This is a genomic window from Clostridium sp. N3C (assembly GCF_900095445.1).
Lineage (GTDB): Bacteria > Bacillota > Clostridia > Clostridiales > Clostridiaceae > Clostridium_AU.
Window position 1 is genome coordinate 1 of record NZ_FMJL01000039.1, and the last position, 12,395, is coordinate 12,395.

Annotated in this window: 14 protein-coding genes; all 14 read right to left on the reverse strand. The window is 33.3% G+C overall.

Going from position 1 to position 12,395, the window contains the following annotated elements; genetic code table 11:
- Nucleotides 1-45: 45 nt before the first annotated feature.
- The 14 genes from N3C_RS10555 to N3C_RS10620 all read right to left on the reverse strand — a co-directional run bounded on the left by N3C_RS10555 (nucleotide 46) and on the right by N3C_RS10620 (nucleotide 12,381).
- Nucleotides 46-1,782 carry an AI-2E family transporter gene (locus N3C_RS10555; RefSeq protein ID WP_074365996.1) on the reverse strand — a complete coding sequence of 579 codons (1,737 nt, stop codon included), beginning with the start codon at nucleotides 1,780-1,782 and terminating at the stop codon, nucleotides 46-48.
- A 93-nt stretch (nucleotides 1,783-1,875) separates the two neighbouring features.
- Nucleotides 1,876-2,577: a helix-turn-helix transcriptional regulator gene (locus N3C_RS10560; RefSeq protein ID WP_178377807.1), complete on the reverse strand. Its 702-nt coding sequence runs from the start codon at nucleotides 2,575-2,577 to the stop codon at nucleotides 1,876-1,878.
- 87 nt (nucleotides 2,578-2,664) lie between these two features.
- Complete coding sequence (locus N3C_RS10565; RefSeq protein WP_074365998.1) at nucleotides 2,665-2,850, reverse strand: HTH domain-containing protein; 186 nt, start codon at nucleotides 2,848-2,850, stop codon at nucleotides 2,665-2,667.
- Nucleotides 2,851-3,055: 205 nt separating this feature from the next.
- Complete coding sequence (locus tag N3C_RS10570; protein WP_074365999.1) at nucleotides 3,056-3,787, reverse strand: lysophospholipid acyltransferase family protein; 732 nt, start codon at nucleotides 3,785-3,787, stop codon at nucleotides 3,056-3,058.
- 82 nt (nucleotides 3,788-3,869) lie between these two features.
- On the reverse strand, nucleotides 3,870-4,376 hold the full coding sequence (locus tag N3C_RS10575; protein ID WP_074366000.1) for a diacylglycerol/lipid kinase family protein: 507 nt from the start codon (nucleotides 4,374-4,376) through the stop codon (nucleotides 3,870-3,872).
- 92 nt (nucleotides 4,377-4,468) lie between these two features.
- Entirely contained in the window at nucleotides 4,469-4,771 is a 303-nt protein-coding gene (locus N3C_RS10580) for a diacylglycerol kinase family protein (RefSeq protein ID WP_074366001.1), read from the reverse strand.
- 498 nt (nucleotides 4,772-5,269) lie between these two features.
- Nucleotides 5,270-6,649 carry a sensor histidine kinase gene (locus N3C_RS10585; protein WP_074366002.1) on the reverse strand — a complete coding sequence of 460 codons (1,380 nt, stop codon included), beginning with the start codon at nucleotides 6,647-6,649 and terminating at the stop codon, nucleotides 5,270-5,272.
- Nucleotides 6,640-7,299 carry a response regulator transcription factor gene (locus N3C_RS10590; RefSeq protein ID WP_074366003.1) on the reverse strand — a complete coding sequence of 220 codons (660 nt, stop codon included), beginning with the start codon at nucleotides 7,297-7,299 and terminating at the stop codon, nucleotides 6,640-6,642. The genes N3C_RS10585 and N3C_RS10590 overlap by 10 nt, the downstream gene beginning before the upstream one ends.
- Nucleotides 7,300-7,465: 166 nt before the next feature.
- Nucleotides 7,466-8,206, reverse strand: coding sequence for a lantibiotic immunity ABC transporter MutG family permease subunit (locus N3C_RS10595; protein WP_074366004.1), 741 nt, complete (start codon nucleotides 8,204-8,206; stop codon nucleotides 7,466-7,468).
- A 1-nt stretch (nucleotide 8,207) separates the two neighbouring features.
- A complete protein-coding gene (locus tag N3C_RS10600; protein WP_242944086.1) occupies nucleotides 8,208-8,936 on the reverse strand; it encodes a lantibiotic immunity ABC transporter MutE/EpiE family permease subunit in 729 nt (242 codons plus the stop codon).
- A gap of 12 nt (nucleotides 8,937-8,948) precedes the next feature.
- Nucleotides 8,949-9,653 (reverse strand): lantibiotic protection ABC transporter ATP-binding protein, encoded by a 705-nt coding sequence (locus tag N3C_RS10605; RefSeq protein WP_074366006.1) that lies wholly within the window; start codon nucleotides 9,651-9,653, stop codon nucleotides 8,949-8,951.
- A 216-nt stretch (nucleotides 9,654-9,869) separates the two neighbouring features.
- Complete coding sequence (locus N3C_RS10610; RefSeq protein ID WP_074366007.1) at nucleotides 9,870-10,643, reverse strand: ABC transporter ATP-binding protein; 774 nt, start codon at nucleotides 10,641-10,643, stop codon at nucleotides 9,870-9,872.
- Nucleotides 10,644-10,645: 2 nt separating this feature from the next.
- On the reverse strand, nucleotides 10,646-11,419 hold the full coding sequence (locus tag N3C_RS10615; protein ID WP_074366008.1) for an ABC transporter permease: 774 nt from the start codon (nucleotides 11,417-11,419) through the stop codon (nucleotides 10,646-10,648).
- A gap of 5 nt (nucleotides 11,420-11,424) precedes the next feature.
- The gene (locus N3C_RS10620; RefSeq protein ID WP_074366009.1) at nucleotides 11,425-12,381 is read right to left on the reverse strand and encodes an ABC transporter substrate-binding protein; all 957 of its coding nucleotides are present in this window, start codon (nucleotides 12,379-12,381) and stop codon (nucleotides 11,425-11,427) included.
- Nucleotides 12,382-12,395: the final 14 nt, after the last annotated feature.

A 12,395-nucleotide genomic window follows, 5' to 3' on the forward strand; every position in this document is an offset into this window, starting at 1 on the left:
CTGTACTAGCAGTTAATATACCTCCAATTATCCACAATGTTTTTTTCATAATAAATCTCCTTCCAATTCATCAAGTAGATTATCTATATCATTAAATGTATCCTGTATAGATTTATCTTCCTCGCAGTTTGCCAAAATGTTTTCTAAAGATTCACGCATCATATTTGATGCGGCAATATGACGTTCTTTTATATCTTTTGTTACATTTAACTTAGTCTGTTCTAATTTTGCCTCACTTACAATAGCAACTTGGTGTTGAAGATTTAGAATCTCATTACTCTTCTTCACTTGAGCATCAATAATATCTGATTTTTGCCTTTTTTCAATTCTTTTTTCAATAAAATTTATTGCTATAGCACCTACAATTCCAGAAACTACAGAACCAAAAAATACTCCCAAGACATTAGAGAGAGTACCAATTAAAGGTATAGGTATTGCAAATATAGGTATTGCAGATAATCCTTTTTCAATAATTTCTCCTAGTACTATTGCTCCCGCTCCAGTTAGTCCTGCTATTATTATTTTACCTGTTTCAAGAATTAGCCGACCAATAGGCTTACCTTTATTCTCAGGATTCTTTATGTAATTAACAGCATCTTTTAAAGCTTTCCACCCCTGCTTTAACAACATAAATACCTTTTTTATAGTTCCAACAACAGGACCAATAATAGCTGTTGCAACAGTGGTAACCAAAGTATTTCCCGCATTAATGAGATGGGTTTGCATTTTACTTATAAAAGAATGAATAGCCTCTTTTAAACTATCTATAAGAGTACTTAAGTTCTTTTTAGTAGACTTTAAGCACTTAACAGTCTTACCAACAATTTCCTTAACAAAATCAGCAAGCAACCGCATAAGCACAGCTCTAAGTGCTTTCCCTCCAATACGAAAGGCCTCTTCCTTTCGAGACTGTTTTCCCGCTTCAATAGATCTTTTCTCAGCTTCTTTTTTTAGTTTTTCGTATTCTTCTCTGGCCGCTTTGTCTTTTTTAAGCAAATCTTCTTCATCTACATTAAATCGTTCTGATGGTTTTTTTCCATCTCTTTTGCTATCTAACCATTCCTTCATAGTGGAATCCCCCTTAGATTGGTTAGCGGCGGAATTCATTAAATTAAGGTTTTTCTCACTATTAGCAAAAGCTATCTGCTCTTCTCTTGTCATGTGTGCATTAGCGGCAGGATCTCTAATAATTTCTGCTGCAGAAATAATGTGATCCATATTGGTGTTATCTGTATTATTACCAGTTGGTCGACCTTTATCAAAATCATCTCGTGCCCCTTTATTTAATACCTTTTTCCAAGAGCCACTTCTATTATCTAATTTTTCCCAAACCTTATATTCTTTGTTGTATCTATAATTTTCATTTTTATGCTCCAAATTAGGATCCTTTTGAAAATTTTTTTGCCATCTATCATATCGCTCTTGATAATCAATTTTAGTATTATGTGTTGCAATCTTGCCTTTTGCAAAATTTTCAGTTGTTTGAATATGAGCTTCTTTTCGTAAATCAAGGGTTAATCCATTATTCTCTTTAATAAAATCCTCCCCAGCAGTAACAGCAATTTGATTCATAAACTGTTCCCAAACAACATCCATAATGACATTTCCAAGCTTATCTGCATTTCCTATTTTCTCTTTTTCCTCTATCAAAAATTCTAATCCCATAAGTTCTTCTTCTAATTGACTTTCAAGTTTTATTTCCAGTTCATCAAAGTCAAAAGAGTCTAATAATTCTTCACTAACCGCTTGTCCATCACTAACAAAGGCATTTTTACTTTCCATATTCTATCGTCCTTCCAATTTAGAATTGTCTTCAAGCTAATAATCTGAAATTTATCGAATATGATTAAATTCTAAGGTACAATCATGGAAATTTCAACATTTATACAAATTGGACATATTCTCAATTTCCTCTTTCATCTCATTGACAAAACTTTCAGGATATAATGCTTTTACCTTTCTCCCTTGGGATAGCAAAAACATATTTATTCCTGTTCCAAAAGTTTCTGCTTCTATGATAGCCCTATCTCTAACTCGATCTATACCCCTAGCCGTTGGTATTTTATCTAAAATTACCTGCAAACAACTTCCAGTATATTCAAATCTAATTTTTTTATATTCACCAGCAAACATAAATTGGATTTTACTTCTCAGTTCACCTTCATCAAAATCATGTTCCTTATCTATTTCAAAGTGTTTTCTATGTTCAACTACATCTACAATTCTATGTACACGGTAATACAAAAGCTTCCAGTCATTTTCATCGCACCTATAAGCAATCAAGTAAAAATAATAATCTGAAAAAGTGATTGCAACTGGCATTAGCCTTCTCTTTACCATCTCCCGATTCATTTTATAATAGCCAACAGTTATTTCCATCTTTTTATATATACATCTAGTTAACTGCCATAGATTGTCGATAACACTCTGGCAATCATGCTTGACCTCATTGTAATGATACATTTCTTTCATGATTATTTTTTCAAGCATATTTCTATCGTTATATGAAGTGAAGTTTTTAAGTTTTGAAATAATCTCAAAAATCTCCATCTTACTAAGAGCTCTACATCCTATCATCATTTTAATAATGGAAATCAATTCTTTGCTAAGCAGGAAATTATCAAATTCAAGATAATAAGATTTAGTATTAGCCTCATACTTAAATTAAGTGTTGCCTACAAGTTCTCGATTTTCATATAGAAAATTTTTAATCTCACTTATATCCCTTAAAATACTTTTGATAGAAACACCGTACTCCTGGGCCAAACTTTTTACAGATATATTTTCCACTTTCATAGCTCTAAAGAAAATCTCTAACATTCTATTTTCCTTTGTTGCTGTACTACTCATACCTTTTATCTCCTTTCGCTATTATTTAGATTTTAACACATACATAGAACATAGGTCTGTCTTAGTAAAATCATAAATAAAAAAAAGGCAATTTTTTTTTAAGCTCACTTTCCAATATGTAGCATAAAAATACCTCCGATATATTCCTATAAAGGTATATCGAAGGTATTAATTATGTTAAAAAATATAATTTCATTTTACAATGCTAAGTATTATATTCATAGCTCTTACAAATACTTTTTTCTACCATCTCACTTATTTCCGTTGTGCGACAGGCAGTTACTAAATCCGCTGGAATCACCTTTGATACTTCAACTCTCACCTTGGTAGAACGTAAAGGAAAATTCTTTGCTATTTTTTCAGTGTTTATCAAAGTAATAACTACAATGGGCACATTGCTTTTTTGAGCAATTTTGAAAACACCATTGTGAAAGGGTAAAAGTAATTCTTCTGTCTTATTACGGGTTCCTTCCGGATATATTCCCACGGAAAGATTACAATTTTTAAGCAATTCTGTTGCTCGATTTATTGTTCTCATAGCATTTCTCGGATTTTCTCGATCAATTTCCATAAAGCAACATTTTCGTATAATTCGTCCGAAAAAAGGTATTTTAAAATTTTCTCCTTTTGAAACAAATGCAATAGGGTATTTTCTTAAAGCGTAACAAGTAATGATTGGGTCAAAATTAGAACGATGATTCCCTACAATTAAAAAATTACAGTCAGAAGGAATATTTTCAAGACCAGAATACTCAAACTTTATCCTAGCAAAACGAATAACTATGGCTGACCAAATGTTTAGTAAAAAACGATACAATTTACTGTCTTTAGTATATTCTTTATCCTTTCTGACAGCAAAGCTACAAAAAATAGTGAATAAAATAAAAAGAAATATAATACCAATTAAAGAAAGTAAAATGTAAAATATACAGTCCATTTATAGATCCTCTCTTCTGAAAGATTTTTTTCTTGTCAAAACCCTTGTCCACATTTTTTAGTATACATATATATAATTCATATTAAACATATGCCATTTCTAGTTTTTTATTTCTTACTACGGATTCTGCTATTACATGATATTCTGAAACATCAAGAATAGTTTCACCGTCAATCTGCAAGGGGCATGGACGATCAAATTTAACCCTGATATCCTTTCCTGTAAAGATCTTTACTAGGTCGGTATACTTTACATGCTCCCCTTGAAAAATAGAAGGAAAGACTGCCAGTGACTTTAATTTTCTTTTACAGTGAAAGACCATAAGGGATAAATTTTCATCAGGATCCTGTCTATCCTGTTGCGGTGTTGGCATCATACCACCACCATAAAATCTACCTTTCATTGTTGGTGCCAACCAAACTTTATTAAAATGCTCAATTTTTCCATCTACCGTTACTTCGGCATTTACGGGATGAAACCCTCCCAAAAGTCCCTTTATGGCAATAGCAGTATAATTGATATTTTCTTTTTGTGCTTTACGCATTTCATCCCCTATCTGGGTGCAGTAACCATCAATACCAAAGCCCACATTATTTAAAAACTTATATGTATCTCCTTTTACAGTTACATAGGGAAGATTTTTTAAATATCTATTTATTTCAATAGGTCTATCACCAGGAGCTAAACCGATATCCCGAACAAAATCATTACCATTTCCGCAGGCATAATATAATATAATATTTTATTTTTCAATTCCATAGAATCCATATCATTTATAAGTCTATTCAGTGTACCGTCCCCACCACAAATAATTACGGAATCTTCTGGATCAAGAGCTTCAATTATTTTTGAATAATTTGAAATTGACCTTATATCAAAAAATATAAGATCACCGTCAAATCGAAATGAGCTTAATCTTTTAATACATTCATTTTCTCTACCATTATATGAAATAGGATTAATTAGTACATAATATTTAGGCATAATTAAATTTACCCCTTTAACTAAATATCCATAAGCTAGCTAATTCCAAAAGCTAACACTAGAACACTAATCAAAATCGTTTTCAAGCCTCAAAGCCAATATACAATTAAAAACAAAAAAAAGAGTTACAAATGTATCTTTAACTTCCTTCTTACTAAAATTCACAGGTATAAGTTATAAACATTTGACTATATATTATAATATATTTCAAATTTCTTGCTTTTGCAACATTTTCCTACTAAATAACAAGAAAAGTATTAAAAATAATAAATTATAGCTAAAGCATAAAATTTAAAATACAAAAATTTATCAACTCCAATTCAGTAATTTATTTTTACTTTTATTTAACACTGAAGTTGCACAAAAAAATAATTGCAACACCCCCATTGTAGTTAGAAGGCGTGCAACTAACCATAAGATTTACATTAGAAAATTATTAATTTATTAATTAATGATAATTTTTCTTATACAGAAATATGTAACACATTAGTATTATACTTAAAATTCAATGGTTACCCTTGCACCACCTTTTTCTGTATTAGCTAAGCTAAGGGAACCTCCATGTTGCCTTACAATGGAATCGGCAATAAATAAGCCCATACCGTAATGTGATTTAGAACTACGACTGGAATCCCCCTGATAAAACTGCATTTTTGCCTTTTTCAAATCTTCTGTAGAAAATCCTTTTCCACTGTCCTCAACTATAAATTGAAATCTATAATTTTCTGCTAATGCATAAAACTTAATCACTCCACCCTCCGGTGTGTAATCTACCGCATTGGATGTAATATTCATAATTGCTCTTTGCATCAAAGAACTGTCAATATTCATAATCTCCGGCAAATTCTTTTCTTGAAACTCAGTTTTTAAATTTTTTATTGAAACTAGTGCATGGATTTTACTGTATAATTCATCTAAAAAAGTTCTAGTATTGACCTTTTCCCGCTTAAATATATATCCATCCTCTGCTTTGGATAATTCAATCAACATCTGCACATATTGCTCCATTTGATTGGCATTTTTCAAAATATAATTAATAAACTCCTTCTGTTCTTCTGTCTGATTAGTATCCTTCAACATTTCTGCGCTTCCTCTTACAACAGTAAGGGGAGTTTTTATATCATGGGCCAAGGCAGAAATCTGCATTTTTCGCTTTTGCTCAATATTCCATTGCATTTCCAGCGACCGCTTTAAGTCAGTTTTCATACTTTCTAAAGACTGTAAAGCTATGTCTATTTCTTGTATACCACTAAACTGAACTTCAAATTCAAGATCTTTATTCTCAATTTTCTCTGTAGCAATTTGCAGAGGAATAAGTTTACGGCTGATCTTTCTAGCATAAAACCGAGAAAGTAGGATAATTTCCACTGGTATAGAAACAAAAATTATCAAGAAAACAAGTATTACCGGTGGTGGAAGATGCTTTCGCAAGAATTTACTAGAAAACTGGGTCAAGGCTGAGTATTTAAGAATAACAATCTCATTCTGCCTTTCAATTGGAAAATAGCATTGTGGATTTAAACCATTCATAAGGAATATACCTGAACTTCTTCTTCCACTTTCAATTTCCTTCCATGCATTATCAGCTTCCAATTTAGCCATACTCCCTAATAAAAACTCCCCATTTTTGCTTAGCACAGCATATTGGCAGGTTTCAGGAATCAGTTCCTCACTTACTATTTTTGCAGAAGCAATTTCATTTCTTTTACTTTGAATATCTGCTTCTACCTCTCCCACTGAAATAATAAAGCCTGTTTTTAGTGAAATAAAAAATATGCCTACAATAATCAATACAATTAACAAGAAGCCTACAAAAAGAGCTAATAAATACCGCACAAAAAATGTTCTAAGTCTAATATTTTTACTTATCAGTCCCATTTGTATCCAATCCCCCATACAGTAGAAATTGGAGCAAGCTTAAATGCAGCTAACTTTGACCTAATATTTTTTATATGAACAGCAATGGTAAAACTATCGCCTTCAGCATCATAGCCCCGTACAGCATCGTAAATTTGCTCCTTAGTAAAAACCTGGCCTCGATTTTTCGCTAGAAACTCACAAATATCATACTCAATTTTTGTAAAAGGTAACTTCTGTTCATTAACTAATACTTCTTTTGCCAAAAGATTAAATTCCAAACCTGATATAGCTAATACATTACGTTTTTCACGGTTTTCTCTGCGCAGATGTGCATTTACCCTAGCTCTCAATTCTCCTATTCCAAAGGGCTTTTTTATGTAATCATCGGCACCTAAACCTAAACCATATATCACATCAGTTTCCATGGTTTTAGCAGTTAGAAAGAGGATAGGACAATCTACAAGCTTCCTCACAGTTTGGCAATAAGTAAAGCCATCAATATTGGGCATCATAACATCCAGCAATAATAAATTAAACTGATTCAAGCTACTTAATTCCACCTTGTCAGGTGATGAAGCAGTGGTTACAAGATGTCCATCTTTTTCTAACGCCTTTTTTATAAGAACCAAAATATCTGGTTCATCATCAATAACTAATATTTTTGACATACCCCTCACTTCCTTTTAACTTCTCTTCCAAGAATATATACCCTTATTATAAATGAAGAAATTATATATTTGCAGATGTAAATTTTGATATTTGAATCAGTATTTTTAGTAAAATTAAAATACAATGTGAATTAAAATTTTCTTTTCCTATAAAACACCAATTTTTTTAATCGTAAGATTTTCTCCCTTCCCATCTTTTGAACCAAAAAAGGCTTAAGATAAAGGCAGCTAAAGTTGCAGAAGCTGCCACTATTAAGCATTTCTGTATTTCTTCATATCCAAAGCTCATTGCTGGATTTAACCATGTGAAAACAAGACTGTCACAAAGACGACTACTCCAGGTACAAGGAATATAATACCATTTCCCATCTCCAAATCCCGTTAAAGCTAATGCAGAAATCAGGCTCTCTACTATTCCAAGACCTATAGAACTTCCCCTGCCATATTTGAGACTAACAAACAGATGCAAAATATAGACAAAAACACTTCCACTTATCAGCAATGCACCTGCTTTTATGTAAATTATAGCTGGCATTGCCTTAAAACCGAGTGCAAAAATTCCTATTGCAATTATAATTGATAAAGTTCCTAACAAAAGCAGAACTATTAACTTACTGACGTATAATGCCACCGGTGATTTTGCCCCACACAACATATTCTGAAAGTTACCAGCTTCTCCTTCTTGATCTACTGTTTTAGCTGTGATAAGCCCTATTATTAAGGGAAATCCTACACCGATTACCTCAAGATATCCACTGATTTTTGCATCAACATTCCAAGGGGATTCGGAGTAATAAGTAATAAACAAAATGGCTGTTATCAAAGGAATCAATATATGTATCCATAGCATGGACGTATGCTTAAATTTATAAAAGTCTGAACGAATACAGCGTATAAAAGTATGCATATTACTTTACCTCCTGTTTCTGAAACCAATTTGCAGTGATGATTAGAATCAGAAGAAACAACACAAAAGAAAGAACAATCCCCATTGGAATAACACTTGGATTAAGTAAATTATCACCCTGCACAACCGTAGTACCGTTTGGTAAGACACCAAGCACTGGACACATTAGTCGTGCTGCCCAGCTATATGGGCAAAGCCACCATAAATTTTCTGTTGCCATGAAAATACTTAACCCAATCCCCATGACAAGGTTTATAATCACTGTGGTCATCAAACCAAATTTTTTTGAAAGAAAAAGGCAAAATGGAATCTGCCAAAGGGATACAAGAATTAATATCAAGGTTGCCATTACCATCTGTGCCATAGAGATGAAGCTTGTAGGATTTATAAATAACTTCCCTAAGATCATCCCCGAAAGGTGTAAAATACAAGCCGATGAAACATATATGACAAGGACAATAACTTTGGAAATCCAGACTTTTTTAAGTGAAAGGGGAAGTGCAAAGATTGTGCGATAACCCTTTTTTCTCTCTTCTATCTGGTTAACTAATGCTGTGATAAGGGTAATATAACCAGGTAATATAATTATATACCACCAGTTATAGCCATTTTGTACATAATATATGCCAGAAATACCTGCAAGTAACAACATTAAGAAAGGTGCAATTAAAACCAATTTCTTTGCAAAAGTTCTGCGGCATTTCAGATTTTCTGCTTTAATATAATCCATCATTCTAATCACCTACCTTTTTACTTTACTGTTTGCAACAACCTGCATAAACAATGATTCCAAATCTTCTCCTGGGTTGATTTTTCCTTCGTAGCCCAATATTCCATTACTGATAATACCGATATGATCAGCAATCTGTTCCACTTCAGATAGAATATGACTTGACAGAAGCACCGTAATTCCCTGTTCTGGGAAAGATCTAATCAGTCTTCTCAAATCTTGAATACCTATTGGATCCAAACCATTAGTAGGTTCATCCAAGATTAACAGTTTCGGATGGTTCAGTAATGCAATGGCAATGCCAAGACGCTGCTTCATTCCCATAGAAAACTGTCCTGCACGCTTTTTTCCTGTATTGGTCAGATCAACAATTTTCAAGACTTCATCAATTCGAGCATCTGGTAAGCCCAAAAGAAGTGTACGTACTTTTAGATTTTCCCAAGCAGTGAGATTCTCATAAATTGGAGGATTCTCGATCAAAGCCCCTATATTCGTAAGATCACTTCGGCTCCATTGATGTCCTTCAAATAAAATTTTTCCTGAAGTAGGATGGAGCATCCCAGCAATCATCTTTAAGGTAGTAGATTTACCTGCTCCGTTAGGACCCAGTAAACCGTAAATAGAATTTTTCATTACAGATAAGGATATGTTATTAACAACTCGTTGCTTTTTAAAATCCTTACATAAGTTTTTTGTTTGCAAAATATAGGAATTCATAAACATCTCCCTTTCTTTTATTTGATATTTACTATAAAGAAAAAATTTAAAGAATCCTTAAAGAAATTAATTTTTTATCCAAAAATTAAAGAAAACCAATAACATTAAGATAAAAAATAAGGTTTCCTACAATCAGTATTTATTACTGAAAGTATGGAAACCTTTGATTTTAAACCATAAACCTTTGATTACTTTAAAGATTATAGAAAATAAACTTTACAAATAATAATCCAATTCTATAGAATCTTTTAATCCAAATTCCTCAAATACCCTGTCCCTAATTTTTAAAAAATCAGCTCCGGTTCTGTCTCTTTTCCTACCTAAAGGCACCTTAATTATGCTTTTTATTCTACCAGGAGAAGGAGTCATTATCACTATTCTGTCCGCAAGAAACACCGCCTCTTCAATATCATGTGTTACAAAAATTATTGTTTTCTTCTTTTCTAACCATACCCTCTCAATCTCATCCTGCATGGTCATTCGAGTCATTGCATCAAGTGCACCGAAAGGCTCATCCATAAGAAGTATCTCCGGATCCACCGCTAATGCCCTTGCCAATGCCACTCTTTGCTGCATTCCACCTGAAAGCTGTGCTGGATAATGATTCTTATATTTGGAAAGCCCCACAAGTTCAATATACTCTTCAGCAATAACTCTTCTTTGCTTCTTAGGGATCTTCTTGGCCTCCAGTCCTAATTCCACATTTCTTAAAACATTCCTCCATGGAAGTAAACCGTAATTCTGAAATATGGTAATTCTATTTTCAGAAGGCTTTGTAACAACTTCTCCATTAATCCTGACAAGGCCTGAAGTTGGTCTGTCAAAACCGGCTATTAGATTCAACAGTGTTGATTTTCCACATCCACTTGGCCCCAAAAGACAGATGAATTCGCCTTTATCTATTTCCAGATTCACTTTATGAAGGGCTGCACTCTTTCCTTTACCTTTTATCAAATATTCGCGAGATGCATCGTTAATTGAAATATACATTCTTAGTTTCTCACCTCCGAGAATACTCCCCATTGTCTTTTTATTTTGTTTTCAAGAAATCCTACCAAACGATCCAGTAAAAGTCCCAAAATTCCAATAATAATTATTCCAGCTAATACCAAGTCAGACCTTAGGGAGTTCCTTGCGTCAATAATCATAAAGCCCAAACCAGACTGTGAACCTACCATTTCACCTGCTACAAGAAATACCCAAGCAGATCCAAGAGCTAAATGTAGACCATTTGCAATCAAAGGAAAAGCTGATGGAAGAATAATTTTAAATAACAGACCCGGTTGCTTTATGCCGAAATTATCCGCAACTTTCTTATAAATGGCATCTACATTTCCTACACCGGAAACGGTAGAAAGAAGTATTGGATAAAAAGCAGCTATAAAAATAGTTACAATTGCCGGTGCATCACCTATACCAAACCATAAAACTATAAAAGGAAACCAGGCAATAGGCGAGACAGGCCTTAACACTTGAATTATAGGATCTATATAAGACCAGATCTTTTTATTCCATCCAAGTAAGAGACCTAAAATCACCCCAGATAGGACTGCCACAAGATAACCACTTAAAAAACGGACAATGCTAACCTTGAAATTTGTAAATAAGGTTCCATCCATAATAATTTCTTTTACCCCATCAAAAACTACCGCCGGTGAAGGAAGAAGGGACTTTTCAAATTTTCCTGTAATAACCACCAACTGCCAAATAACTATAAGTAAGGATATACTTACTATAACTTTTATTGACTTTTTTAATATGTTCATTACTATTACTTCACCCTATCTATTAATGAATTATCCACAAAATCCTTATACTGTGGAGGATTTTCAGAAAGCTTCGTTTCCACCATATACTTTATAAGTTCATTATATTCATTTTCTTCCATTCTCAGATTCTCATATGAAATCCACTGAAGGGATAAATCAAGAACCTTAGAATCGGCCTTCAAATATTTAGAGGTGATTTTTTTCACTTCTTCATCCTTTAACTCCGCTTTAAGTCCCGCATTTACATATTCCTTTACAAACTCTTCTGCAACTGCCTTATCATTTTTTATAAAATCGCTTCTAAGAACGAGACCACAGCAATGGGAACCTTCCCAAAGTTCATGGGACTCATACAGTGTTTTTCCCTTCTCATTAGCCACTGCTTGTGCACCAAAAGGCTCTGCAACACAATAGCCTGATATTCTGCCTTCTGAAAGAGCTGCAGGCATTTCAGGAGGTGGTAATTCTACAATATTTACATCACTGTAGGAAAGGCCTTTATTTTTCAGCATAATGTATAGAAGAATATTATGGGTAGATAGCTTGCTTGGTATAGCAAATTTTTTCCCCTTCAAATCTTCTGCACTGTTTATATCCTTTGACACTACCACCACATTACCATCTCTGTGTCCAAGTGCAACAACCTTTAGATCAATTCCCTGCTCCTTTGCTTTCACTGCAAGCTCAATAAGCATGGAGGCACCATCGATCTTACCTGCATTCAAGGCCTCTGCTAGCTCAGGCCATGAACCAAACTTAACAAGCTCAAGCTTAAAATTCTTAGTATTTTCATTTAATAGTTCATTTTCAATATAAAGTGGGAGCGCATGAGTAATAGGTAGATATCCAATTTTTATTGTTTTAAGCTCTGATGATGTTTTTGCAGCCCTGCCATGACTGCTACATCCAGAGAAAACTGTTAGTATTATAAGCAACACAACTAAAATTTTTTTAACCATTTCAATACCTCCTT

Excerpts from the sequence above, each read along its gene's own strand:
- N3C_RS10555 (WP_074365996.1), bottom strand. The coding sequence starts at position 1,782 with ATGGAAAGTAAAAATGCCTTTGTTAGTGATGGACAAGCGGTTAGTGAA.
- N3C_RS10560 (WP_178377807.1), bottom strand. The coding sequence starts at position 2,577 with ATGATAGGATGTAGAGCTCTTAGTAAGATGGAGATTTTTGAGATTATT.
- N3C_RS10565 (WP_074365998.1), bottom strand. The coding sequence starts at position 2,850 with ATGAGTAGTACAGCAACAAAGGAAAATAGAATGTTAGAGATTTTCTTT.
- N3C_RS10570 (WP_074365999.1), bottom strand. The coding sequence starts at position 3,787 with ATGGACTGTATATTTTACATTTTACTTTCTTTAATTGGTATTATATTT.
- N3C_RS10580 (WP_074366001.1), bottom strand. The coding sequence starts at position 4,771 with ATGCCTAAATATTATGTACTAATTAATCCTATTTCATATAATGGTAGA.
- N3C_RS10585 (WP_074366002.1), bottom strand. The coding sequence starts at position 6,649 with ATGGGACTGATAAGTAAAAATATTAGACTTAGAACATTTTTTGTGCGG.
- N3C_RS10590 (WP_074366003.1), bottom strand. The coding sequence starts at position 7,299 with ATGTCAAAAATATTAGTTATTGATGATGAACCAGATATTTTGGTTCTT.
- N3C_RS10595 (WP_074366004.1), bottom strand. The coding sequence starts at position 8,206 with ATGCATACTTTTATACGCTGTATTCGTTCAGACTTTTATAAATTTAAG.
- N3C_RS10600 (WP_242944086.1), bottom strand. The coding sequence starts at position 8,936 with ATGGATTATATTAAAGCAGAAAATCTGAAATGCCGCAGAACTTTTGCA.
- N3C_RS10605 (WP_074366006.1), bottom strand. The coding sequence starts at position 9,653 with ATGAATTCCTATATTTTGCAAACAAAAAACTTATGTAAGGATTTTAAA.
- N3C_RS10610 (WP_074366007.1), bottom strand. The coding sequence starts at position 10,643 with ATGTATATTTCAATTAACGATGCATCTCGCGAATATTTGATAAAAGGT.
- N3C_RS10615 (WP_074366008.1), bottom strand. The coding sequence starts at position 11,419 with ATGAACATATTAAAAAAGTCAATAAAAGTTATAGTAAGTATATCCTTA.
- N3C_RS10620 (WP_074366009.1), bottom strand. The coding sequence starts at position 12,381 with ATGGTTAAAAAAATTTTAGTTGTGTTGCTTATAATACTAACAGTTTTC.